The following is a 22,684-nucleotide window of genomic DNA, read 5'->3' as shown; positions in this document are numbered from 1 at the left end:
CACTCTCTGGTGCCCGGGCGACGCGCGCCCGGGTGTCCGTACGTGTTGCGGCCCGCACCACCCATGATCGCGGTACAGACCAGAACAGCAGGTTCCCAGGACGTTCGGCCCCCGTGCGATGGCGGACGTCACAGAGCGGGACTTCTCACACGACCTTCGCTTATCGGTCACGCCCCGCACACCGGCAGGTCAGGGCTTTCACAGCATCGGTGAGACAGCGATACTGCTGCGATGACGACCGACTCCGACGAGCCGACCCTCACGATCGACGAGCTGGCCGCGCGGGCCGGCGTCACGGTGCGCACGGTCCGCTTCTACAGCGGCCGCGGCCTGCTGCCGCCGCCGGTGCTCGGCCCGCGCCGGGTGGGCCGCTACGGCCCTGAGCACCTGGCGCGCCTGGCGCTGATCGAGGAGATGCAGTTGCGCGGCATGACGCTCGCCGCGATCGAGCGCCATCTGGGGCAGCTGCCGCCGGACCTCACCCCGCACGACCTCGCCATCCACCGCGCGGTGGTCGCGTCCTGGGCGCCGGACGCCGTGGAGTCGCTGACCCGGCGGGAGCTGGAGCGCCGGGCCGGCCGGCCGCTCGGCGCGGAGGACGTCCGGCGGCTGGCCGCGATGAACGTCGTCGAGGCCGACGGCGAGTCCTTCCGGGTGGACTGCGGTCTGCTGCGGCTCGGCGTGGAACTCCTCGACGTACCCCTGTCCCAGGAGACGATCCTCGCCGCCCGCACGGTGCTGACCGAGCACGCGCGTACGGCCGCCCACGAGCTGTCGAAGCTGCTGCGCGACGCCGTCGCCGAACGCGACACCCGGGACGTGAAGTCCCTGTCCGCCCACATGCACCCTCTGGTGGTGCAGGCCCTGCTCACCACCTTCCAGCGCTCGCTGAAGGAGGAGCTGCGGGCATGGCTGGACACGGATCCGGACGCGGCCGGGGCGCAGCACCCCCGGGGAGCCGGTCCCCGGGGGGCGCAGGAGCCGCCGTCCGGCTGACCGGCTCGTCAGCGCGCGTCGGTGAAGGTCTCCCCCTTCTCCGCCTTCGCCACGAGCAGCGCCGGCGGGGTGAACCGCTCGCCGTAGCGCTCGGCGAGTTCCCGGGCGCGGGCCACGAAGCCGGGCAGGCCGGTCCCTGCCCCGGCACCGCTGTCGTAGCCGTTGATGTACTGGAGCACGCCGCCGGTCCAGCCCGGGAAGCCGATGCCGAGGACCGAGCCGATGTTGGCGTCGGCGACGGAGGTCAGGACGCCCTCCTCCAGGAGCCGGACCGTGTCGAGCGCCTCGGCGAAGAGCATGCGCTCCTGCATGTCGCGGAACGGGATCTCGTACCCCGGCTTCCCGAAGTGCTCGCGCAGGCCCGGCCAGAGTCCGGTGCGGGAGCCGTCCTCGCCGTAGTCGTAGAAGCCGGCGCCGCCGCTGCGGCCCGTGCGGCCGAACGCGTCGACCATGCGGTCGACGACCGCGTCCGCGGGATGGGGGGTCCAGGTGCCGCCCGCCTCCTCCACCGCCCGCCGCGACTCGGCCCGGATCTTCCGGGGCAGGATGAGGGTCAGCTCGTCCATCAGGGACAGCACCTTGGCCGGGTAGCCCGCCTGGGCCGCCGCCTGTTCCACCGACGCGGGCTCGATGCCCTCGCCGACCATGGCCACGCCCTCGTTGATGAACTGGCCGATGACCCGGGAGGTGAAGAAACCGCGCGAGTCGTTCACGACGATCGGGGTCTTGTTGATCTGCCGCACCAGGTCGAAGGCGCGGGCCAGCGCCTCGTCGCCGGTGCGCTCGCCCTTGATGATCTCGACCAGGGGCATCTTGTCCACGGGGGAGAAGAAGTGCAGCCCGATGAAGTCGGCCTGGCGCTCCACGCCCTCGGCGAGCAGGGTGATCGGCAGGGTGGAGGTGTTGGAGCACAGCAGCGCGTCCGGGGCGACGACCTGCTCGACCTCCTGGAACACCTTGTGCTTGAGCGCCGGGTCCTCGAAGACGGCCTCGATCACCGCGTCGCAGCCCGCGAGGTCGGCGACCTCCGCGGTGGGCGTGATGCGGGCGAGCACCGCGTCCGCCTTCTCCTGGCTGGTACGGCCCTTGGCGACGGCCTTGGCGCACAGCTTCTCGGAGTAGCCCTTGCCCTGGGCGGCCGCGTCCGGGGACACGTCCTTCAGGACGACCTCGATGCCCGCGCGGGCGCACGCGTAGGCGATGCCCGCGCCCATCATCCCGGCGCCGAGGACGGCCACCTTGCGGACCTGGCGGGGTTCGATCCCCTGGGGCCGGCTGACGCCGGAGTTGACGGCCTGGAGGTCGAAGAAGAACGCCTGGATCATGTTCTTCGAGGTCTGCCCCGCGGCCAGTTCCACAAAGTAGCGGGCCTCGATGACCTGGGCGGTCTCGAAGTCGACCTGGGCGCCCTCGACGGCTGCGGCCAGGATGTTGCGCGGGGCCGGGTAGGGGGCGCCGTTGGTCTGCTTGCGCAGGTTGGCCGGGAAGGCGGGCAGGTTGGCGGCGAACTTCGGGTTCGCCGGGGTGCCGCCCGGGATGCGGAAGCCGGGCTTGTCCCAGGGCTGTACCGACTCCGGGTTGGCGTCGATGAAGGCGCGCGCCTTTGCCAGCAACTCCTCCGGGGAGGCGGCCACTTCGTCGACGAGCCCGTTCTCCTGGGCGCGCCGGGCGTTGTACTGGGTGCCCTGGAGCAGCACCTTGAGCAGGGCGTCGGTGATGCCCAGCAGCCGTACGGTGCGCACGACCCCGCCGCCGCCGGGGAGCAGGCCGAGGGTCACCTCGGGGCAGCCGATCCTGGTACCGGGGGTGTCGAGCGCGATCCGGTGGTGGCAGGCCAGGGCGAGTTCGTAACCGCCCCCCAGGGCCGCGCCGTTGATCGCGGCGACGACCGGCTTGCCCAGGGTCTCGATGCGGCGCAGGTTCCGCTTGAGCGCGAGGCCGCCGTCGAACAGGTCCTGCGCGGTGTCCGGGGTGACCCGGATCAGGTCGCGCAGGTCGCCGCCCGCGAAGAAGGTCTTCTTCGCGGAGGTGAGGATGACGCCGCGGACGGAGTCCTGCTCCGCCTCCAGCCGGTCGGCGACGGCGGCGAGGGAGTCGCGGAACGCCTGGTTCATGGTGTTCGCGGACTGGTTCGGGTCGTCGAGGACGAGGGTGACGACGCCGGTGTCGTCCTGCTCCCAGCGGATGGTGGTGCTCTCGGTCATGTCGGGGTCTCCGTTGAAGTCTGGGTTCTGAGGGAGCCGCTGGGGCGGGTCAGACGCGCTCGACGATCGTGGCAACGCCCATGCCGCCGCCGACGCAGAGGGTCGCGAGGCCGTAGCGCTTGTCCTGGCGCTCCAGTTCGTCCACGAGGGTGCCGAGGATCATCGCGCCGGTGGCGCCGAGCGGGTGGCCCAGCGCGATGGCGCCGCCGTTGACGTTGACCTTGTCCAGGGACAGGCCCATGTCCTTCGCGAAGCGCAGCACGACCGCCGCGAACGCCTCGTTGATCTCGACGAGGTCGATGTCGTCGATGGTCAGGCCGGCCTTGGCGAGCGCCTTGCGGGTGGCGGGCGCGGGCCCGGTGAGCATGATGGTGGGCTCGGAGCCGGAGACGGCGGCGGAGATGATCCGCGCGCGGGGGGTCAGGCCGTACCGCTCGCCGACCTCGCGGGAGCCGACGGCGACGAGCGAGGCGCCGTCCACGATGCCGGAGGAGTTGCCCGCGTGGTGGACGTGGTCGATCTTCTCCACCCAGTGGTACTTCTGCAGGGCGACGGCGTCGAAGCCGCCCAGCTCGCCGATGTCCGCGAAGGACGGCTTGAGCTTCGCGAGGGAGTCGGCGGTGGTGCCGGGGCGGGGGTGCTCGTCGCGGTCGAGGACGACGAGGCCGTTGCGGTCCCTGACCGGGACGACGGAGCGGTCGAAGCGGCCCTCCTTCCAGGCGGTGACCGCGCGTTCCTGGGACAGGGCGGCGTACTCGTCGACGTCCCGCCGGGAGAAGCCCTCGATGGTCGCGATCAGGTCGGCGCCGATGCCCTGGGGCACGAAGTTGACGGCGAGGTTGGTCATCGGGTCGTTGAACCAGGCGCCCCCGTCGGAGGCCATCGGCACCCGGGACATCGACTCGACGCCGCCCGCGAGGACCAGGTCCTCCCAGCCGGAGCGCACCTTGGCGGCGGCCAGGTTGACGGCTTCGAGGCCGGAGGCGCAGAAGCGGTTCTCCTGCACACCGGCCACCGTGTCCGGCAGCCCCGCGGCGACGGCGGCGATCCGGGCGATGTCGGAGCCCTGGTCGCCGATCGGGCCGACGACGCCGAGCACGATGTCGTCGACGGCGGCCGGGTCGAGGCCGGGGAAGCGATCGCGGATCTCGTGGATGAGGCCGACGACCAGGTCGATGGGCTTCGTGCCGTGCAGGGCGCCGTTGGCCTTGCCGCGCCCGCGCGGGGTGCGGATCGCGTCGTACACGTACGCTTCGGTGCTCACTGACAAGCCTTTCGACGAGGGTGGTGTCCTGGGGACGGGTGGGAGGAGCCGGGTCGGGCCCGGGGGGCGGGTCGCGGTCGTGGGTCCGTCAGGAGCGGTCCTCCCCGTCCTCGCCGTACTCGTGCGCCCCGTCCTCGTACTCCCCATCCTCCCCGTCCCCCAGGAGCGCGGGCAGGTCCCAGTCGCGGGCCACGTCCGCCGTGCCGGCGCCGGGCAGGGCGGGGCCGGTGCGCACGGCGGTGGGGGTGGCCGAGAAGCGGGGTGCGGGGGCGGGCTGGGTGAGGCCGGCGTGCTCCGTGAAGGTGCCGCGGGCGGCGAGGTGCGGGTGGTGCGGGGCCTCGCGCAGGGACAGCACGGGGGCCACACAGGCGTCGGAGCCCTGGAAGACGGAGGTCCACTCCTGCTGGGTGCGGGACTTGAAGCGGGCGGCGACGGCCTCGCGCAGTTCCCCCCAGCGGGCAAGGTCGGTACGGGCCCCGGCGTGCTCCTCCAGACCGAGCAAGGCGGTGAACTCGTCGTAGAACCGCTGCTCCAGGGCGCCGACCGCCATGTAGCGGCCGTCCGCGGTCTCGTAGGTGCCGTAGTAGGGGCAGCCGCCGTCGAGGAGGTTGGCGCCGCGGCGGTCCTGCCAGGCGCCGGCGGCGAGCATGCCGTGGATCATCGCGGAGAGGTGGGCGGTGCCGTCGACGATCGCGGCGTCCACGACCTGGCCGGTGCCGGTCGCGCGCGCGTGGTGCAGGGCGGCGAGGACACCGACCACGAGGTAGAGGGAGCCGCCGGCGTAGTCGCCGAGGAGGTTGGCGGGGACGGCCGGGGGCGTGTCCGGTTCGCCGATCATGCCGAGGGTGCCGGTCACCGCGATGTAGGCGATGTCGTGTCCCGCGCGCGGGGCGAGCGGTCCGTCCTGGCCCCATCCGGTCATACGGGCGTAGACCAGCCGCGGGTTGCGGGCGTGGCAGGCCCCGGGGCCGACGCCGAGGCGCTCGGCGACACCGGGGCGGTAGCCCTCGATGAGGACGTCGGCGCGGGCGGCGAGGTCGAGCACGCGCGCGGGGCCGGCCGGGGACTTGAGGTCGACGACCACCGAGCGCTTGTTCCGGTTGGTCAGGTCATGGGCGGGGTCGATGCCCAGTCCCCCGCCGCCGGGACGGTCCACCCGGACGACGTCGGCGCCCAGGTCGGCCAGCAGCATCGCGGCGAAGGGGCCGGGGCCGATGCCGGCCAGTTCGACCACGCGCACACCGGTCAGCGGGCCCTGCCGCCCCGCCGCCTCTGCCGTCGCCATCAGGTCCCCTCACTGTGACACAACTGATGTAACACCGATGATGCTAAGAACGTGTTCCAGTGGATACAAGCCCTCGGCGAGCAAGCGCTCAGTCCGGCGTACCGAAGACGTACCCGGCGGCCTCGTGGCCGTATCCCGCAGCGCCGGACCGTCACCCCCGGGACCTCGCCCGCCGGACCGCGCACCCCTCACGCTAGCCTCGGCCTCGCACAGCGGCGCGGGCTGCGAGAGCGAGGAGTGTCATGAGCAGGCTGAAAAACTCCGACCGTCCGTACGACGTCGTCCTCTTCGGAGCCACCGGCTTCGTGGGGGCGCTCACCGCCGAGTACCTCGCCGCGCACGCCCCCGAGGGGCTGCGCTGGGCGATCGCCGGCCGCAGCGAGGAACGGCTGAGGGAACTGCGCGAGCGGCTGCCCTCGGGTGCGTCCGTCGGAGTGCTGCGCGCCGACGTGGCCGACCCCGACTCACTGCGCGACCTCGCCCGGCAGACGCGCGTGCTGGCCACCACCGTGGGCCCGTACGCGGACGCGGGCGAGGAACTCGTCGCCGCCTGCGCCGACAGCGGCACGGACTACCTGGACCTGTGCGGCGAACCCGAGTTCGTGGACCTGGTGTACGTCCGGCACGACGCACGCGCGCGCGAGACCGGGGCGCGCCTGGTGCACGCCTGCGGCTTCGACTCCGTCCCGGCCGACCTGGGCGTGTACGTCACCGTCCGGCAACTGCCGGAGGGCGTACCGCTGACCGTGGACGGATTCGTCCGGGCGGACGCCGCCGTCTCGGGTGGCACCCTCGCGTCGGCGCTCGGCCAGTTCGCCCGTCCGCTGCGGATACGGGCCGCGGCGCGGGACCGCGCACGGCACGAGCCGCGGCTGCTCGGTCGGCGGGCGGTCACTCCGACGGGCGCGCCGCGGTTCGCCGGGGAGGTGGGCGCCTGGGCGGTGCCGCTGCCGACCATCGACCCGCAGATCGTGCGGCGCTCCGCGCGCGTGCTGGAACGTTACGGCCCCGACTTCCGCTACCGCCACTACGCGGCCGTGCGGCACCTGCCGGTCGCGGTGGGCGGCGCCGCGGCCCTCGGCGCGGTCATGGCCGCCGCCCAGCTGCCGCCCGCCCGGCGCTGGTTGTCCGGACGGCTGCGTCCCGGTGAGGGGCCGAGCGAGGAGAAGCGGGCCAGGAGCTGGTTCTCGCTGCGGTTCGTGGGCGAGGGCGGCGGGCGGCGGGTGTTCACCGAGGTCGCGGGCGGCGACCCCGGGTACGGCGAGACGGCGAAGATGTTCGCCGAGGCGGCGCTCGCGCTGGCCCTGGACGACCTCCCGCCGACGGCGGGCCAGGTCACCACGGCGGTGGCCATGGGCGACGCCCTCGTCGACCGCCTGCGCCGGGCGGGCATCACGTTCCGGATCGCGACGAGCCGCCAGGGGACGAGCCGCTAGGTGTATTGGCCTGGGGCCGTCGCCTCGCGCAGGGCGCGGCGGCACAGGGCGTCGGCGCGGCGGGTCGTCTCCGGGAGGCGGTAGGCCGGGGTGAGGGCGAGGGTGTGGGCGCAGGCGTTGTCCAGGGTCACCCGGTGGCCGACGGACACGAAGACCGGCTTGACGCCGTCCCGGGTGCGCAGGGCCCGGCCGACCTCGTCCGGGCCCGCGAGCAGCGGGGCGGCGCTGCCGCGCGGGGTGTCCGGGTCCTCGTGGGTGAAGGTGAACGGGTTCTTGGCGACGCCGATCGTCGGCAGTCCGATCAGCACACCGAGGTGGCTCGCCAGTCCGAAGCGCCGCGGGTGGGCCAGGCCGTAGCCGTCGCAGACGACGAGGCCGGGCGCGACGGGCAGGGCGTCCAGCGCGGCGAGCACGGTGGGGATCTCGCGGAAGGCCAGCAGTCCGGGCACGTACGGGAAGGAGATCCGCCCGACGGCGGTGGTCTCGGCGACGGTGCGCAGGGTGGCCGCGTCCAGGACGACGGCCGCCGCCGCGACGAGGTCCCGCTCGTCGTCGTAGGCGACGTCGACCCCCGTGACGTGGCCCGTCCCGGGCGGCGGTCCCGGCTCGTCCCGCACCACCCGTCCGCGCAGCTCGTCCTGGACGGCGCGGGCCTGCTCCTCGGTGGCGGGCCAGCCCTCGGGCACGCGTACGGTCGTCGTCATGGTGGCCGAGCGTACGGCCTCGCGCAGTCGGTACGGCGAACGGGCCCGCGTTCCTGACCGGACGCGGGCCCGCCGGGCACGGCGCGGGGGTCAGCCTTTGCCCAGGGCCTGCCGCAGCTGCTGCTTGTTCATGTCCGACCGGCCGTGGATGTTGCGCCGCTTGGCCTCCTCGTAGAGCTGGTCGTAGGTGGGCCCCTCGGAGCCCCGACCCGAGCGCTGACCGCCCCGCCTGCCGGAGGACATGTCCTGGGTGGAGGTGCGGCCGGCGGTCTTCGACTCGCCGCTGCGGGCGCGCTCCTTGTTCACCGTGCGCGCGGCGATCTCCCTGGCGCGTTCGGTACCCTCCCCCCGGTCCTGTGCGCTCTGCTTGATGTGCTCGTACTGGCGCTCGCGCTTGGAACTGGAACCGCGTGGCATGCCGTTCACTTCCTCTCTGTGCAAGGAACGGATACCCGCAATTCTGGATTGATTCGCCATATCGGGCGATATCCAGTCCCCCAGTCGAGCGACACGGGATTCGCGTCACTCACAGGAATGAACGCGGTGACGCAGGTCACTCTCTCCTCGTGTGCACGGATCGGCGACTTCCGTCGTCTCTTCCAGTGCACGGCCTCATCCGCCCGGAGGTTCGTCCAGCCGTCACAAGGGAGCAAGGCCTTGTCCACTGTCATCGAGCAGTCCGTGGAGGCGCGCCTGGTCTCCGCCGCGCCACGGATGCACAGCATTCCCGCCACGCTGCACTACGACCGGCGCGACCCGTTCGCCGTCCGTATGACCTTCCCGGCCCCGGCCACCCTCGAAGGCGTCGAGGTCTGCTGGCTCTTCGCCCGTGACCTGCTGACGGCCGGCCTGCGGGAGGCCGAGGGCCAGGGCGACGTGCGGGTGCGGCCGTACGGGTACGACCGCACCGTCCTGGAGTTCCACGCCCCCGAGGGCACGGCCGTGGTGCACGTCCGCAGCGGTGAGATACGGCGCTTCCTGGAGGCCACGAGCGAACTGGTGCCGCTCGGTCGGGAACACCTCCAGCTCGACCTGGACCACGATCTCGCGGAGCTGATGCGGGACGCCTGCTGACGGCCCCGCTCAGCCTCCCGCCGCGGCGGACGCCGCCGCGGCCGTCATGACCACCGCCGCACTCACCTCGCGCACCACCTTGCGCAGCGCGGGGGCCGCGGCTCCGCTGCGCTCCGTCAGCTCCTCGACGCGCTGCTTGTGGCGCCTGCGCTCCTTGGCGGGCACCACGGTGCGCAGGTCGGCGGCGGCCGCGAGGGCGACGACGGCCGCGTCGCGCTCGGAGACCTCGGCGGCCGGCAGCGGGCCCTCCAGCGCCCGGCGGGCCTCCTCCCGCACCGCGTCCACGACGGCGACGCGCTCCAGGGTGTAGGACACGGACGGAAGAACACCGAGCACCCGGCGCCGCTCGGCGCGCAGCACCCCCTCGGCGGCCAACTGCCCGCGCACGGCGTCGAGGGTGGTCCGGGCGTGCAGCGTCACCCAGGTCTTCCAGCGGCGGGGCCGGGACTCCCGGACGAGTTCGAGCAGCCCGTCGAGCACCGGGTCGCCGGTTTCGGCGTCCAGGCCGGCCGGTGCGGCGACACCGTCGTCGTCGACGAGCAGCCCGCGCTGGGCCAGCTCGGTCAGGGCGCCGGCCTGGACCAGGTGGTGCAGCTGGGCGGTGCCGGTGATCTTCAGACGCTCGGTGTCCCAGGCCAGCAGGTAGAGCCGGGCGGGCAGCGAGAGCGAACCGTCGGACACGGGGGCCTCCTTCGGCGAGGGCTCGGACCCGCCCATTATTTCGTTGACAGGTGTCCCGGCCCCTCCTAGCGTTTGCAGCGGTCCTGTTGCCGCCGATTGGAGAAGGACGTTGCTCGTCTGAGGTCCTGAGGCACCGCGTCGCACCGGTCAGGTGTGTGCGTGGCGCGCGACCTCGGCGTCCGAGCCGTCCCGAAGGACATCGGCCCAGGGCTCTTCTCCTGCCCCGTGGCCCCCTCCAGCACGGTGACCTCGCCCCGCGGTGTCTCACACGCGTCTGCCCCCTGACACCACCATCGATCGCGAGGCGTCCATGTCCTCATCCATCACCTGTACCTCCCTCTCCTTCGCCTGGCCCGACGGCAGTCCCGTCCTCACCGGCCTCGACCTCGCCTTCGGCCCCGGCAGGACCGGCCTGGTCGGCGTCAACGGCTCGGGAAAGTCCACCCTGTTGAAGCTGATCGCCGGCGAGCTCGGACCGGCCGGCGGTACCGTCCGCGTCGCCGGCGAGGTGGGATACCTTCCGCAGAACGTCACGCTCGACACCGGGCTGCGGGTCGACGAGGCGCTCGGCATCGCCGCGCAGCGGGCCGCGCTGCACGCCATCGAGGCCGGCGACGTCGCCGAGGAGCACTTCGAGACGGTCGGCGACGACTGGGACGTGGAGGAGCGCGCCCTGGCCACCCTCGGCGAGCTCGGGCTCGGCCGCATCGACCTGGACCGCACCGTCGGCGAGGTCTCGGGCGGCGAGTCGGTGCTGCTGCGGCTGGCCGCGCTGCTGCTGCGCCGGCCGGACGTGCTGCTGCTTGACGAGCCGACCAACAACCTCGACCTGTACGCGCGCCGCCGGCTGTACTCGGCCGTCGAGTCCTGGCCGGGCGTGCTGGTCGTGGTCAGCCACGACCGCGAACTGCTGGAACTGGTCGACCAGATCGCCGACCTCAGCTCCGGCCGGGTCACCTGGTACGGCGGGAACTTCTCGGCGTACGAGGCGGCCCTCGCCCTGGAGCAGGAGGCGGCCGAGCGCATGGTGCGCGTCGCCGAGGCCGACCTGCGCAGGCAGCGGCGCGAACTGTCCGACGCCCAGGTCAAACTGGCCCGGCGCAAGCGGTACGGCCAGAAGATGTGGGACCAGAAGCGGGAGCCGAAGATCGTCATGGGCGCCCGCAAGCGCTCGGCGCAGGAGTCCGCGGGCAAGCACCGCATCATGCACGAGGAGCGGCTGGCCGAGGCCAGGGAGCGGCTCGACGAGGCGGTGGAGGCGGTACGGGACGACGACGAGATCCGCGTCGACCTGCCGTACACGGCGGTACCGCCGGGCCGTACGGTGCTCACCCTGCGGGATCTGGAACTCGCGTACGGCGCACGCGTGCACGGAGGTCTTGACCTGCACGGTCCGGAGCGTGTCGCGCTGGTCGGGCGCAACGGCGCCGGCAAGACGACCCTGCTGCGCACCGTCGCCGGGGAGCTGCCGCCGGTGGCGGGCGAGGTGGCCGCGCAGGTGCCGGTGCGGTTCCTGCCGCAGCGGCTGGACATCCTCGACGGTGAGCTGAGCGTGGCCGAGAACGTGGCCCGTCTGGCGCCGGGCGCCACCCACAACCGGATCCGGGCCCAGCTGGCCCGCTTCCTGTTCCGGGGTGCCCGCGCCGACCAGCAGGCGGCGACGCTGTCCGGCGGGGAACGCTTCCGGGCCACGCTGGCCGCGCTGCTGCTGGCGGAGCCCGCGCCGCAGTTGCTCATGCTCGACGAGCCGACCAACAACCTGGACATGGCGAGCGTGCGCCGGCTGACGACCGCCCTGGACTCCTACGAGGGCGCCCTGATCGTGGCCAGCCACGACCTGCCGTTCCTGGAGTCCGTCGGCATCACCCGCTGGCTGCTGCTGGAGGAAGGGGAACTGCGGGAAACCACCTGGGAGTCCCTCACGGATCCCGCCTAGGGCCTGTTGCGAAAGTCCCGTCGTCCGCCCGGAGGGCGGGCCTCGCGGCGTCAGGTGCGTGCTCTCGGCGTGCCGGGCCCTGGCCCTCGTACTGGACGTACTTGGGTCAGGGCCCGGTGCGGCGAGTGGGGGTCCCCCCTGCTCGAAGAGCTTGGGGGAGCGTGCATGGCGTCGCGAGGCAGGCGGGACTTTCGCAACAGGCCCTGACGCCGTGGGCTTTTGTCCGGGCGGGCGCCTGGCGCATGATGGCGGACCGGCGCGGCCACGGCCGCGCCGGTGCCCGCCCACGCGCTGATCCGAAAGGCCCCTCGTGCCCAGTAAGAAGGCCCTCGTCCGCCGCCCCGGTCCGCGTCTCGCCGAAGGGCTGGTGACCCATGTCGAGCGGGAGAAGGTCGACGTCGCCCTCGCGGTGCGGCAGTGGGAGGCGTACGTCGAGGCGCTGCGCGGGCACGACTGGGAGACGGTCGAGGTCGAACCGGCCGACGACTGCCCCGACGCGGTGTTCGTGGAGGACGCCGTCGTCGTGTACCGGAACGTCGCCCTGATCACCCGCCCGGGCGCCCGGTCCCGGCGCGGCGAGACCGCCGGGGTGGAGCAGGCCGTGGCCCGTCTCGGCTGCTCGGTCAACTGGGTCTGGGAGCCGGGCACCCTGGACGGCGGGGACGTACTGAAGGTCGGTGACACGGTCTACGTCGGCCGCGGCGGGCGCACCAACGCGGCCGGCGTGCAGCAGTTGCGGGCGGTGTTCGAACCGCTCGGGGCGCGGGTCGTGGCCGTACCGGTGACCAAGGTGCTGCACCTGAAGTCGGCGGTGACGGCGCTGCCCGACGGGACGGTCATCGGGCACATCCCGAAGGTGGACACGCCGTCGCTGTACCCGCGTTTCCTGCCGGTGCCGGAGGAGTCCGGCAGCCATGTGGTGCTGCTCGGCGGCAGCAGGCTGCTGATGGCGGCGAGCGCGCCGAAGACGGCGGAACTGCTGGGCGACCTCGGCTTCGAGCCGGTCGTGGTGGACATCGGCGAGTTCGAGAAGCTCGAGGGCTGTGTGACCTGTCTCTCGGTACGGCTGCGGGAGTTGTTCGTCTGACGAGGTGGACGGCGCCCGTCCCGGCCGCGGGACCTGCGCTGCTCCGGCGTGTCCGGGAGCCCGTCAACTCTTTTTCCGCAGCCGTCTGATCAGCCACCTTTACGACGAACTTAACCTACGGATTCGTAACCTACGGATTCGTAGCCTACGATCCCGTAGGTTCCTGTGAACCGCTCGCCGGGCCCGTTCTCTTTCGTCTGCCCGCTCCCGCTTCCCCGCGCGTCCCCCTGGAGTTTCCGTGACCCTCACCTCCCCTCACCTCGGCAGCCCGTCCGCATGGACCGACGCGCGGCTGCTGTACGCGCTGGAGGAAGTGGTCGAGCAGGAGCTGAACCGGCATCTGAACGTCGCCAAGGACTGGATGCCGCACGAGTACGTGCCCTGGAGCGACGGCCGCAACTTCCCCGGTCTCTTCGAGGACGGCGAGGCCTGGGACAAGGAGCAGTCCAAGGTCACGGAGGTCGGCCGGATCGCCCTGGTGGTCAACCTTCTGACGGAGGACAACCTCCCCAGCTACCACCACGAGATCGCCACCCTGTTCGGCCGGGACGGCGCCTGGGGCACCTGGGTGCACCGGTGGACGGCCGAGGAGGGCCGGCACGGCATCGTGATGCGCGACTACCTGCTCGCCTCGCGCGCGGTCGACCCGGACAAGCTGGAGCAGTTCCGGATGGCGCACATGAGCGAGGGCTTCGAGTCCGACAACCGGCACTCGATGCTGCACTCGGTCGCGTACGTCGCCTTCCAGGAGCTCGCCACCCGCATCTCGCACCGCAACACCGGGCACCAGTCCGGGGATCCGGTCTGCGACCGCATGCTGGCGCGCATCGCGACCGACGAGAACCTGCACATGGTCTTCTACCGCAACCTGCTCAAGGCGGCGTTCGAGATCGCGCCCGACCTGACCATGCAGGCGGTGCGCGACGTGGTGGTCGACTTCCGCATGCCCGGCCACGGCATCCCCGGTTTCGAGCGGGCGGCGGCGCAGATGGCCATCGGCGGGGTCTACAACCTGCGCATCCACCACGACGACGTGCTCCAGCCGGTGCTGCGCTTCCTGAAGGTCCTGGAGATCGACGGCCTCGGTCCCGAGGGCCTGCAGGCGCAGGAGGAGCTGGGCCTGTTCATGGGCGGCCTGGACGCGGAGGCCGCGAAGTTCGACGAGCGGCTCGCCGCGCGCCGGGCACGGATGGCGGCGCGGGCCGGCGCCTGATCAACCGTTGGCGCACGGGGCGGACCGCCCGGCCCGCCCGAGGGCCTGCCGTTCCTTCTCGGACAGGCCGCCCCAGACGCCGAAGCGCTCGTCGTTCGCGAGGGCGTACTCCAGGCAGGCCGAGCGCATCTCGCACATCCCGCAGATGCGCTTCGCCTCGCGCACCGAACTGCCCGGCTCGGGGAAGAAGAAGTCGGCCCCGGTCTCCGCGCACAGGGCCTGGTCCTGCCAGGCGATGCCGGCCGGAGTGGTCGTCTCGAAGTGCATGAACGGGATCGTGCCGGGTGGCGCGAAACATTCGCTCAACACCGGATCAACGCGGGCGCGCACGGCCGCCCACCGCCCCCCGATGATGACCTCACACCCACCCCGCCCGCACGGCGGCACGCGGAACACCACCCCGGAAACACGGTCGGACTCCACCGCCGCCCGGGGCCGCCGGTGCGGCGGGGCCGTCGTGTTGCGGCGGCGGTTGTCAGTGGGCGGTGACAGACTCGGCAGAGCAGACAACCGGGCTCCTTCGAAGGAGGGCAAGGATGCTCACCACCCGTTTCGTCAACGGCGCTCCGAACTGGCTCGACGTCGGCACCCCCGACATCGACGGCGCCGCTTCCTTCTACGGCGCTCTCTTCGGCTGGCGGTTCCAGTCGGCGGGGCCCCAGGCCGGTGGCTACGGCTTCTTCCAGCTCGACGGCAGGACGGTGGCCGGCGGGATGCAGACCACGCCGGATCAGGGGCCGCCCTCCTGGACCGTGTACTTCCAGAGCGCCGACGCCGCGGCGACCGCCAAGGCCGCCGAACAGGCGCACGGCACCGTGCTGGTCCAGCCCATGGACGTGATGGGCGAGGGCCACATGGCGGTCCTCGCCGACAAGGCGGGCGTGCCGTTCGGCATCTGGCAGCCGGGGCGGATCAAGGGCGTGGACATGGCCGGCGAGACGGGTTCGCTGTGCTGGGTCGAGCTGTACACGCCGGACATCGCCGCGGCGGCCGCGTTCTACAACAAGGTACTGGGCCTGGAGACCTCCGCGGTGCCCTTCCCCGGCGGCACCTACACGTGCGTCAACCCCGCCGAGGGCGGCGAGGACGCCATGTTCGGCGGCGTCGTGGCCCTCTCCGACGACCCGACCGAGGCCAAGACGGGCGCGTACTGGCTGCCGTACTTCGAGGTCCCGGACACGGACGCGACGGTGGCCAGGGCCGAGGAACTCGGCGGCACGGTCCGGGTGCCCGCCACCGACGTCACGGGAGTCGGCCGTGTCGCCAGGCTCGCAGACCCCTACGGCGCCCGCTTCGCGGTGATCAGGAGCACGCCTTCGCGGACGTGAGGCGGTGACGGCGGCCCGGCGGATCTCACGCGGACGCGCGCCGTACGAGGGTAGTCGGCAGGACGACACCGCGCGGCGCACCGCCCGCCCCGGCCTCGGCGCCGTGCCCGTCGAGGCCGCGCAGCAGGAGGCGGGCCATCAACCGGCCCATCTCCTCGATGTCCTGACGCACGGTGGTCAGCGGCGGCTCGGTCTGCTCGGCCACGGACAGCATGTCGTCGAAGCCGACCACGGCGACGTCGTCGGGCACCCGCAGCCCGCGCTCACGCAGCACGCGCAGCGCTCCGGAGGCGGTGAGGTCGTTGGCGGCGAACACCGCGTCCAGGTCAGGGCAGCGGTCGAGGAGTTCGCGCATGGCGCGCTCCCCGCCGGCCGGGGTGAAGTCGCTCTCCACGATCAGCCGGGGGTCCGCGTCGGCCATCACGTCCCGGAAGCCGTCGAGCCGGTCCACCGCCGAGGTCTGGTCGAGGGCTCCGGTGATGTGCCCGATCCTGGTCCGGCCGAGGCCGACCAGATACCGCACGGCCTCCCGTGCACCGCCCCGGTTGTCGCTGTCGACGTAGACGACCTCGGGGTTCTGGGCCGTCCGCGCGAAGTCCGCGGCGCCGGGGGCGTCGTCGCTCCAGCCGGGCCGCCCGCCGAACACGGTCGGCACCCCGGCACGCCGGATCAGCCCCGGCAGCGGGTCGTCGAGGTGCAGCGAGAACACGAGCGCGCCGTCGACGTGGCCGCCGGCGAGGTAGCGCCCGACCCTGGCGTGGTCGTCGCGTCCCTCCGTCAGCAGCAGGACGAGCTGCGAGTCGTGGGCGGTCAGCTCCTTGCTGATGCCCCGCAGCTGCCGTGCGAAGAAGGGGTCGGCGAAGACCCGGGGCTCCGGTTCGGCGATGACGACGGCGACGGCGTCGTGCCGTTTGGTCACCAGGCTGCGGGCGGCCTGGTTCGGCACGTACCCGAGTTCCTCCACGGCTTGCCGCACCCGCTCGGCCAGCGGCTCCCGCACCCCGTCCCCGCCGTTCACCACCCGGGACACGGTAGCCCGCGACACCCCCGCCCGCGCGGCCACGGCCTCCAACGTGGGACGGGACGCTGTCTCGGTCACTGCTGCGCTCCTCACCGGCGGTTGCGGATCAGGATAGCCGCGCCCGGGCCCGTCGTGAGAGCGCTCTCGCGCCGCGGCGCGCCCGTCACCAGGGCGGCCGTCGCACTCAGCCGGCGGACTCACCGGCGGCCGGGCCCTCCTTCTTCGCCCGGCTCGGCTGGACCCGCTTCGGCTCGCCGGGCATCTTCGGGTACTCCGGCGGATAGGGCAGATCGCCCAGCCCGTGGTCACGCTCGTCCTGGGCGGCCAGTTCCAGCAGGGCCTCCAGGGAGAAGGCGTGGTCGTCCATGTCGGCGTGCACGTCGCCGACCTCGGCGAACCGGGGCGGCATGGTGGCCACGTCGAAGTCCTCGGGCCGTGCGGCGTCGACCTCCTCCCAGCGCAGGGGTGCCGAGACGGGGGCGTGGGAGCGGGGGCGCACGGAGTAGGCGGAGGCGATGGTGCGGTCGCGGGCCGTCTGGTTGTAGTCCAGGAAGATACGGGCGCCGCGCTCCTCCTTCCACCACTTGATCGTCACCTGTTCGGGCATCCGGCGTTCCATCTCCCGGCCCACGGCGATCGCGGCGCGCCGTACCTGGGTGAAGGTCCAGCGCGGCTCGATCGGCACGAACACGTGCAGACCGCGACCGCCGGAGGTCTTGGGCCAGCCGCGCAGACCGCCGAACTCCTCCAGCACGGACCGCAGTTCGTGGGCGGCGCGCACGGCGTCGGTGAAGCCGGTGCCGGGCTGGGGGTCGAGGTCGATGCGCAGTTCGTCGGGGTGGTCGACGTCGTCGCGGCGTACCGGCCAGGGGTGGAAGGTGAGCGTGCCGTACTGAGCGGCCCACACCACGGCGGCCTCCTCGGTGGGGCACATCTCGTCGGCGCTGCGCCCGCTGGGGAAGGTGATGTGGGCGGTGGGAATCCACGCGGGCATGCCCTTGGGTGCCCGTTTCTGGAAGAACCACTCGCCGGTGATGCCGTCCGGGTAGCGCTCCAGGGTGGTGGGACGGTCGCGCAGGGCGCGCAGGATGCCGGGGGCGACGGCCTGGTAGTACCGGGCGACGTCCAGCTTGGTGAGTCCGCGCTCGGGAAAGAAGACCTTGTCCGGGCTGGACAGCCGTACGGTCCGGCCGCCCACCTCCAGTTCCACCGCATCGCCCATGCGAGCCACGGTAGGGGCAGCGCGCCGCCCGCGCACACCGGGCGGGCACGCGCGCGGGCGCGCAGAATCTAGGCATGGACCTGCCGGTGATGCCGCCCGTGAAGCCGATGCTCGCCAAGTCGGTGGCGAGGATCCCGCCGGACATGCAGTACGAGGCGAAGTGGGACGGGTTCCGGGCGATCGTGTTCCGCGACGGCCCCGAGGTGGAACTCGGCAGCCGCACCGGAAAGCCTCTGACCAGGTACTTTCCCGAGCTGGTCGAGGCGCTCGAGGAGCGGCTGCCCGAGCGGTGCGTGCTGGACGGGGAGATCGTGATCGCGCGGGAGGGCCGGCTGGACTTCGACGCGCTGACCGAGCGGATCCACCCGGCCGCCTCCCGGGTGCGGATGCTGGCCGAGCGGACCCCGTCCTCCTTCGTGGCCTTCGACCTGCTCGCCCTGGACGGCGAGTCACTGCTGGACGTGCCGCTGTCCGACCGGCGCGCGCTGCTGGTCCGCGCGCTGACGGAGGTGACCGCCCCGGTGCACGTGGCACCCGCGACGACCGACATCGAGGTGGCCCGGCGGTGGTTCGAGCAGTACGAGGGCGCCGGCCTGGACGGCATCGTCGCCAAGCCGCTGGGACTGCGCTATCTCCAGGACGAGCGGGCCATGTTCAAGGTCAAGCACGAGCGCACGGCGGACGTGGTGGTCGCCGGGTACCGCCATCACAAGAGCGGCCCGGTCGTCGGCTCGCTGCTGCTCGGCCTGTACGACGACCGGGGCACCCTGCACCACGTCGGTGTGTGTGCCGCGTTCCCGATGAAGCGGCGTGCCGAGCTGATCGAGGAGCTGGAGCCGCTGCGGATGGACGATGTGGCCGGGCACCCGTGGGCGGCCTGGTCGGACCAGGCGGCCCACGAGACGGCCCGGCTGCCCGGCGCGCCCAGCCGCTGGTCGGGGAAGAAGGACCTGTCCTGGGTTCCGTTGCGGCCGGAGCGGGTGGCCGAGGTGGCCTACGACCACATGGAGAACGGGGCGCGGTTCCGGCACACGGCCCGCTTCCGCCGCTGGCGCCCGGACCGCGCACCGGAGAGCTGCACCTACGCCCAGTTGGAGGAGCCGGTCCGCTACGACCTGGCGGAGGTCCTCGGCTCGCGGCCCTGAGCCGGTGCGCGTGGGTGGGGCGGCCTTCCGGACGCGGGCCGCGGGCCTTCCGGACGCGGGCTGCGGGTCGCGGGTCGCGGGCGCTCACGGGCGCATGACGACCTTGACGGCCCCCTCCTGCTTGCGCTGGAACATCTCGTACGCGTGCGGGGCGTCCGACAGCGGCAGCCGGTGCGTGGCGAAGTCGTCGACGCCCAGCGGGTCCTCGTCCGTCAGGAAGGGCATGATCTCGTCGGTCCAGCGGCGCACGTTGGCCTGGCCCATGCGCATCTGGATCTGCTTGTCGAAGAGCGTGATCATCGGCATGGGGTCGGCCGTGCCGCCGTAGACGCCGCTCAGGGAGAGCGTGCCGCCGCGGCGCACCAGTTCGATGGCGGTGTGCAGGGCGGCGAGCCGGTCCACGCTGAAGCGTTCCGCGAGCGGTCCGCCCAGGGCGTGCGGCAGCACCGTCGCGGCCTGCTGGACGAGCCGGGCGGCCGCGCTGCCGTGCGCCTCGGTGCCGACCGCGTCGATCACGGCGTCGGGTCCGCGTCCCTGGGTCTCGTCGCGGATCGCCGCGACCAGTTCCTTCTCGTTGTCGAAACCGCGCAGGTCGTACGTCTCCACGCCCCGCCGACGCGCCCGGACCAGCCGTTCCGGGACCAGGTCCACGCCGAACACCCGCTCGGCGCCGCGTGCCTTGGCGACCCGGCACGCCATGTCGCCGATGGGGCCGAGTCCGAGCACGGCCACGCTTCCGCCGCGCGGCACGTCGGCGTAGACGACCGCCTGCCAGGCGGTCGGCAGCACGTCCGAGAGGTAGAGGAACCGCTCGTCGGGCGGGCCCTCGGGAAGCTTGACCGGGCCGAACTGGGCCTGCGGCACGCGCAGGTACTCGGCCTGGGCGCCCGGGACGGCCCCGTACAGGCGGGTGTAACCGAACAGGGCGGCTCCCATGCCCTCGCTGGTGACCTGGGTGGTCTCGCACTGGGTCGTCAGGCCCGCGGAGCACATGAAGCAGTGACCGCAGGAGATCTGGAACGGTACGACCACCCGGTCGCCGGGCTTGAGGTTCGGCACCCCGGCGCCGACCTCCTCCACGATGCCCATGGGCTCGTGGCCGAGGATGTCGCCCGGTGTCATGAACGGCGTGAGCACCTCGTAGAGGTGCAGGTCGGAGCCGCACAGCCCGGTCGAGGTGATCCGGATGACGGCGTCCGTCGGCTCCTGGATCTTCGGATCGGGGACGTCCTCGACCCGAACGTCGCGCTTGCCCTGCCACGTCACTGCCTTCATCGCGGCGCGCTCCCTCCGTCGTTCCGCGTCTCCCCTGCCGCGCCCGGGTACCCGGGCCCGACCCACCGAACCGCAGGTCGGCTCAGGGGGCCGATCGGCCCAGTAGGCCGTGCCCGGTCGGAACCGAACGGGTATGGCCACCGATGAACGGACAAACACATATTCAGAGGTATTCAGAGGCAGGGACGCGGAGACGGGGGCCGAACGGTGGGCATCGGACGAAACGCGCGAGCACGGTACACGGCCTCGGCGGTGGCGCTGCTGGCCGCCATGGCGACGGCCACCCTGACGGCGGGCTGCACGGCGCGGCACGGCACCGTCCAGGACGGGCGGGGCGGAAAGGCGTCCTCCCCGATGCCGGAACCGGACCCGCCGCAGACCCCGGCACCGAGCCCGAAGCACGCCGGACCGGTCCTCGCCGTCAAGATCGACAACGTGGGGGCGGCCCGCCCCCAGACCGGTCTGAACGCCGCCGACATCGTGTACACCGAGCAGGTCGAGGGCGGGCTGAGCCGCCTGATCGCGCTCTACGCCACCCGGCTGCCCCCGGTCGTCGGACCGGTGCGCAGCGCGCGCGAGTCCGACCTCGAACTACTACGCCAGTTCGACCGCCCCACGCTCGCCTTCTCCGGCGCCCAGAAGAAACTGCTGCCGCTGATCGAGGCCGCCCCGCTGGCCGCGAAAACGCCCGACGCCAAGCCCGACGCGTACTTCCGGGGCACCGCGAAGCCGGCCCCGCACAACCTCTATCTGCGCCCCGGCAGGCTCCTCGGCTCGGCCTCCGGCGCGGACGCGCTGACCACCGGCTTCCACTACGGCCCGGCACCCGCGGGCGGCCGCCCCGAGACCTCGCGCACGGTCCGCTACCCGGCGGCCCGCTTCACCTTCACCTGGTCCGCGGGGCGGCACGGCTGGAAGGTGGCGATGGACGGCCGGCCGACCGTCACGACCGACGGCGGGCAGGTGGTTCCCGCGACGGTCGTGGTGCAGCACGTGAGGGTGCGCAGGTCGGACCTGCACGACACGCTCGGCAACTACACCCCGTACACCGAGACCGTCGGTTCGGGAAAGGCGGAGGTGCTGCGCGACGGGCGGGTGTACGACGCCACCTGGAAACGCCCGAGCGCGGCCGACGGCACGCGGTTCACGGCCGCCGACGGCACGGACGTGAACTTCGCCCGGGGCCAGGTCTGGGTGGTCTTCACCTCCGACCGGTGACCCCCGACCGGTGACCCGCGGACGGCGACCGGACGGCGGCCGGGAACGGCGCCGGGCGCGGTCAGGGCTGCGCGGCGAGCGGTTCCGTCGGATGGCGCAGTCCCTCGGCCGCGTCCGCGACCCGCCCGATGAGATCGAAGAAGAGGGCCTGCTCCTCGGCACTGAGCGGGCCCAGGAAGACCTGGTTCATCCGGGCCGTGCGCACGGTGAGCTTCCGGTGGGTGCGCTCGCCGTCGTCGGTCAGTCGCAGCAGGAAGCGGCGGCCGTCCTGCGGGTCACGCACCTTGTCGAGCAGCCCGCGCCGGCCGAGGCGGCTGACCACCTCGGCGATGGTGGACCGGTCGAGGCCCACCCGCTCCCCCACGGTGCGCTGGTCGAGCCCCGGCTCGGCGACGAGCACGTTCAGGACCGCGAACTGCGGCGAGGTGATCTCCTCGGAGACCATCGTGTTCCACAGCAGGTAGTGCGCCTGCTGCAACCGCCGGGCCAGATGCCCGGGGTGGGTCGAGAGGTCCACCGCGCCCATGTGCGCTCCTCGCGTCGGTCCGTCGTGTCGCCCGTGGCTTTTTGTAGGTGCACTGAACAATACCGCCGAGGGGCCGGCCGCGCGCCACGGCTTCTCGGATCCTTCAATCGCCCTGCTCATCCCGGTCGACACGGTATTGACTGCGCGCGCCCCGAGTGGCAGCGTGAGGGCACCGAGAAAATAGTCAGTGCGCTGACTATCTGCCTTGACTGACTGCCCTGACTGACTGCTCTGACTGTCTGGGCCGACCGTCCGTGGTCGCCGGACGCCCGGCGGAACGCTAGGAAACTCCATGACTCTCACTCAGCACGACATCGACCAGGAGATCGCGGCCGAACGCGCCGCGTACGACAAGCGCGTCGCCGACGGCGCCCCGGTCGAGCACCATCCGCGCCGCGACTACGCGCCGTACCGCTCCTCGGTGCTGCGCCACCCCCGGCAGCCGCTGGTCGCCATCGACGTCAGCAAGGACCCGGAGCTGGTCGAACTGGCCTCGCCCGCGTTCGGCGAGCGGGACATCACCGGGATCGACAACGACCTCACCCGCCAGCACACCGGGGAGCCGGTCGGCGAGCGGATCACGGTCTCCGGGCGGCTGCTCGACCGCGACGGGCGGCCGGTGCGCGGCCAGCTCGTCGAGATCTGGCAGGCCAACTCCGCGGGCCGCTACGCCCACCAGCGCGAGCAGCACGACGCCCCGCTGGACCCGAACTTCACCGGCGTCGGGCGCACGCTGACCGACCAGGACGGCTTCTACCGGTTCACCACCATCCAGCCGGGCCCGTACCCGTGGCGCAACCACGTCAACGCCTGGCGCCCGGCGCACATCCACTTCTCGCTCTTCGGGTCGGCGTTCACACAGCGGCTCGTGACGCAGATGTACTTCCCGAACGACCCGCTGTTCCCGTACGACCCGATCCTCCACTCCGTGACGGACGACGCGGCCCGGCAGCGGCTGGTCGCCACCTACGACCACAGCCTGTCGGTGCCGGAGTTCTCGCTCGGCTACCACTGGGACATCGTGCTGGACGGCCCGCACGCCACCTGGATCGAAGAAGGACTCTGACCT

Annotated in this window: 21 protein-coding genes; 10 read left to right on the top strand and 11 right to left on the bottom strand. The window is 72.6% G+C overall.

The genetic code is table 11. The features are described 5' to 3' along the window. Positions 1-231: 231 nt before the first annotated feature. On the top strand, positions 232-996 hold the full coding sequence (locus tag ACIHCX_RS20480; RefSeq protein ID WP_400031338.1) for a MerR family transcriptional regulator: 765 nt from the start codon (positions 232-234) through the stop codon (positions 994-996). A gap of 8 nt (positions 997-1,004) precedes the next feature. Here the strand turns inward: ACIHCX_RS20480 and ACIHCX_RS20475 are convergent, their stop codons facing one another. The 3 genes from ACIHCX_RS20475 to ACIHCX_RS20465 form a co-directional block, all read right to left on the bottom strand. Beyond that, a complete protein-coding gene (locus ACIHCX_RS20475; RefSeq protein WP_400031336.1) occupies positions 1,005-3,200 on the bottom strand; it encodes a 3-hydroxyacyl-CoA dehydrogenase NAD-binding domain-containing protein in 2,196 nt (731 codons plus the stop codon). Between the two features lie 49 nt (positions 3,201-3,249). Further along, on the bottom strand, positions 3,250-4,464 hold the full coding sequence (locus ACIHCX_RS20470) for an acetyl-CoA C-acetyltransferase (RefSeq protein WP_400031334.1): 1,215 nt from the start codon (positions 4,462-4,464) through the stop codon (positions 3,250-3,252). Positions 4,465-4,552: 88 nt separating this feature from the next. Next, positions 4,553-5,749 carry a CaiB/BaiF CoA transferase family protein gene (locus tag ACIHCX_RS20465; protein ID WP_400031332.1) on the bottom strand — a complete coding sequence of 399 codons (1,197 nt, stop codon included), beginning with the start codon at positions 5,747-5,749 and terminating at the stop codon, positions 4,553-4,555. 242 nt (positions 5,750-5,991) lie between these two features. Between ACIHCX_RS20465 and ACIHCX_RS20460 the strand changes: the two genes are divergently transcribed. Next, positions 5,992-7,185, top strand: a complete 1,194-nt coding sequence (locus ACIHCX_RS20460) for a saccharopine dehydrogenase family protein (RefSeq protein ID WP_400031329.1) — start codon at positions 5,992-5,994, stop codon at positions 7,183-7,185. Here the strand turns inward: ACIHCX_RS20460 and ACIHCX_RS20455 are convergent. Then, positions 7,182-7,889: an endonuclease V gene (locus ACIHCX_RS20455; RefSeq protein WP_400031327.1), complete on the bottom strand. Its 708-nt coding sequence runs from the start codon at positions 7,887-7,889 to the stop codon at positions 7,182-7,184. The genes ACIHCX_RS20460 and ACIHCX_RS20455 overlap by 4 nt on opposite strands. A gap of 90 nt (positions 7,890-7,979) precedes the next feature. Next, the gene (locus ACIHCX_RS20450; RefSeq protein WP_400031325.1) at positions 7,980-8,306 is read right to left on the bottom strand and encodes a plasmid stabilization protein; all 327 of its coding nucleotides are present in this window, start codon (positions 8,304-8,306) and stop codon (positions 7,980-7,982) included. A 240-nt stretch (positions 8,307-8,546) separates the two neighbouring features. On the opposite strand from ACIHCX_RS20450, the gene ACIHCX_RS20445 reads away from it, so the two are divergent. Next, the gene (locus ACIHCX_RS20445) at positions 8,547-8,963 is read left to right on the top strand and encodes an SsgA family sporulation/cell division regulator (protein WP_400031323.1); all 417 of its coding nucleotides are present in this window, start codon (positions 8,547-8,549) and stop codon (positions 8,961-8,963) included. Positions 8,964-8,972: 9 nt separating this feature from the next. Here the strand turns inward: ACIHCX_RS20445 and ACIHCX_RS20440 are convergent, their stop codons facing one another. Beyond that, the gene (locus ACIHCX_RS20440) at positions 8,973-9,644 is read right to left on the bottom strand and encodes a GPP34 family phosphoprotein (protein ID WP_400031321.1); all 672 of its coding nucleotides are present in this window, start codon (positions 9,642-9,644) and stop codon (positions 8,973-8,975) included. Between the two features lie 310 nt (positions 9,645-9,954). Here ACIHCX_RS20440 and ACIHCX_RS20435 point away from each other — a divergent pair, with 310 nt between their 5' ends. From ACIHCX_RS20435 to ACIHCX_RS20425, 3 genes are all read left to right on the top strand, one after another. Beyond that, positions 9,955-11,580 (top strand): ABC-F family ATP-binding cassette domain-containing protein, encoded by a 1,626-nt coding sequence (locus tag ACIHCX_RS20435; RefSeq protein WP_400031318.1) that lies wholly within the window; start codon positions 9,955-9,957, stop codon positions 11,578-11,580. Positions 11,581-11,890: 310 nt separating this feature from the next. Then, entirely contained in the window at positions 11,891-12,667 is a 777-nt protein-coding gene (gene ddaH / locus ACIHCX_RS20430; RefSeq protein WP_400031316.1) for a dimethylargininase, read from the top strand. A 238-nt stretch (positions 12,668-12,905) separates the two neighbouring features. After that, the gene (locus ACIHCX_RS20425; protein WP_400031314.1) at positions 12,906-13,880 is read left to right on the top strand and encodes an acyl-ACP desaturase; all 975 of its coding nucleotides are present in this window, start codon (positions 12,906-12,908) and stop codon (positions 13,878-13,880) included. On the opposite strand, the gene ACIHCX_RS20420 is transcribed toward ACIHCX_RS20425, so the two are convergent. Then, on the bottom strand, positions 13,881-14,147 hold the full coding sequence (locus ACIHCX_RS20420) for a WhiB family transcriptional regulator (protein ID WP_400031312.1): 267 nt from the start codon (positions 14,145-14,147) through the stop codon (positions 13,881-13,883). Positions 14,148-14,416: 269 nt separating this feature from the next. Between ACIHCX_RS20420 and ACIHCX_RS20415 the strand changes: the two genes are divergently transcribed. Next, positions 14,417-15,208 (top strand): VOC family protein, encoded by a 792-nt coding sequence (locus ACIHCX_RS20415; RefSeq protein ID WP_400031310.1) that lies wholly within the window; start codon positions 14,417-14,419, stop codon positions 15,206-15,208. A gap of 25 nt (positions 15,209-15,233) precedes the next feature. Here the strand turns inward: ACIHCX_RS20415 and ACIHCX_RS20410 are convergent, their stop codons facing one another. Both ACIHCX_RS20410 and ligD read right to left on the bottom strand, forming a co-directional pair. Beyond that, positions 15,234-16,307: a LacI family DNA-binding transcriptional regulator gene (locus ACIHCX_RS20410; RefSeq protein WP_400031308.1), complete on the bottom strand. Its 1,074-nt coding sequence runs from the start codon at positions 16,305-16,307 to the stop codon at positions 15,234-15,236. 106 nt (positions 16,308-16,413) lie between these two features. Continuing rightward, positions 16,414-17,451, bottom strand: coding sequence for a non-homologous end-joining DNA ligase (ligD, locus tag ACIHCX_RS20405; RefSeq protein ID WP_400031306.1), 1,038 nt, complete (start codon positions 17,449-17,451; stop codon positions 16,414-16,416). Between the two features lie 74 nt (positions 17,452-17,525). Here ligD and ACIHCX_RS20400 point away from each other — a divergent pair, with 74 nt between their 5' ends. Next, the gene (locus ACIHCX_RS20400) at positions 17,526-18,596 is read left to right on the top strand and encodes an ATP-dependent DNA ligase (RefSeq protein ID WP_400031304.1); all 1,071 of its coding nucleotides are present in this window, start codon (positions 17,526-17,528) and stop codon (positions 18,594-18,596) included. A gap of 84 nt (positions 18,597-18,680) precedes the next feature. On the opposite strand, the gene ACIHCX_RS20395 is transcribed toward ACIHCX_RS20400, so the two are convergent. Beyond that, positions 18,681-19,871, bottom strand: a complete 1,191-nt coding sequence (locus ACIHCX_RS20395) for a zinc-dependent alcohol dehydrogenase (RefSeq protein WP_400031302.1) — start codon at positions 19,869-19,871, stop codon at positions 18,681-18,683. Positions 19,872-20,084: 213 nt separating this feature from the next. Here ACIHCX_RS20395 and ACIHCX_RS20390 point away from each other — a divergent pair, with 213 nt between their 5' ends. Beyond that, positions 20,085-21,089: a DUF3048 domain-containing protein gene (locus ACIHCX_RS20390; protein ID WP_400031378.1), complete on the top strand. Its 1,005-nt coding sequence runs from the start codon at positions 20,085-20,087 to the stop codon at positions 21,087-21,089. A 61-nt stretch (positions 21,090-21,150) separates the two neighbouring features. Here ACIHCX_RS20390 and ACIHCX_RS20385 read toward each other — a convergent pair whose 3' ends face one another. Further along, positions 21,151-21,615 (bottom strand): MarR family winged helix-turn-helix transcriptional regulator, encoded by a 465-nt coding sequence (locus ACIHCX_RS20385; protein ID WP_400031300.1) that lies wholly within the window; start codon positions 21,613-21,615, stop codon positions 21,151-21,153. A gap of 292 nt (positions 21,616-21,907) precedes the next feature. Between ACIHCX_RS20385 and pcaH the strand changes: the two genes are divergently transcribed. Continuing rightward, on the top strand, positions 21,908-22,681 hold the full coding sequence (gene pcaH, locus ACIHCX_RS20380) for a protocatechuate 3,4-dioxygenase subunit beta (protein ID WP_400031298.1): 774 nt from the start codon (positions 21,908-21,910) through the stop codon (positions 22,679-22,681). The last annotated feature ends 3 nt before the right edge of the window (positions 22,682-22,684 follow it).

This window comes from Streptomyces sp. NPDC052043 (assembly GCF_044548235.1).
In the GTDB taxonomy this organism is placed as follows: domain Bacteria; phylum Actinomycetota; class Actinomycetes; order Streptomycetales; family Streptomycetaceae; genus Streptomyces.
Note: the sequence above shows the minus strand (reverse complement) of the source record. Positions and strands in the feature narration are given on the sequence as shown.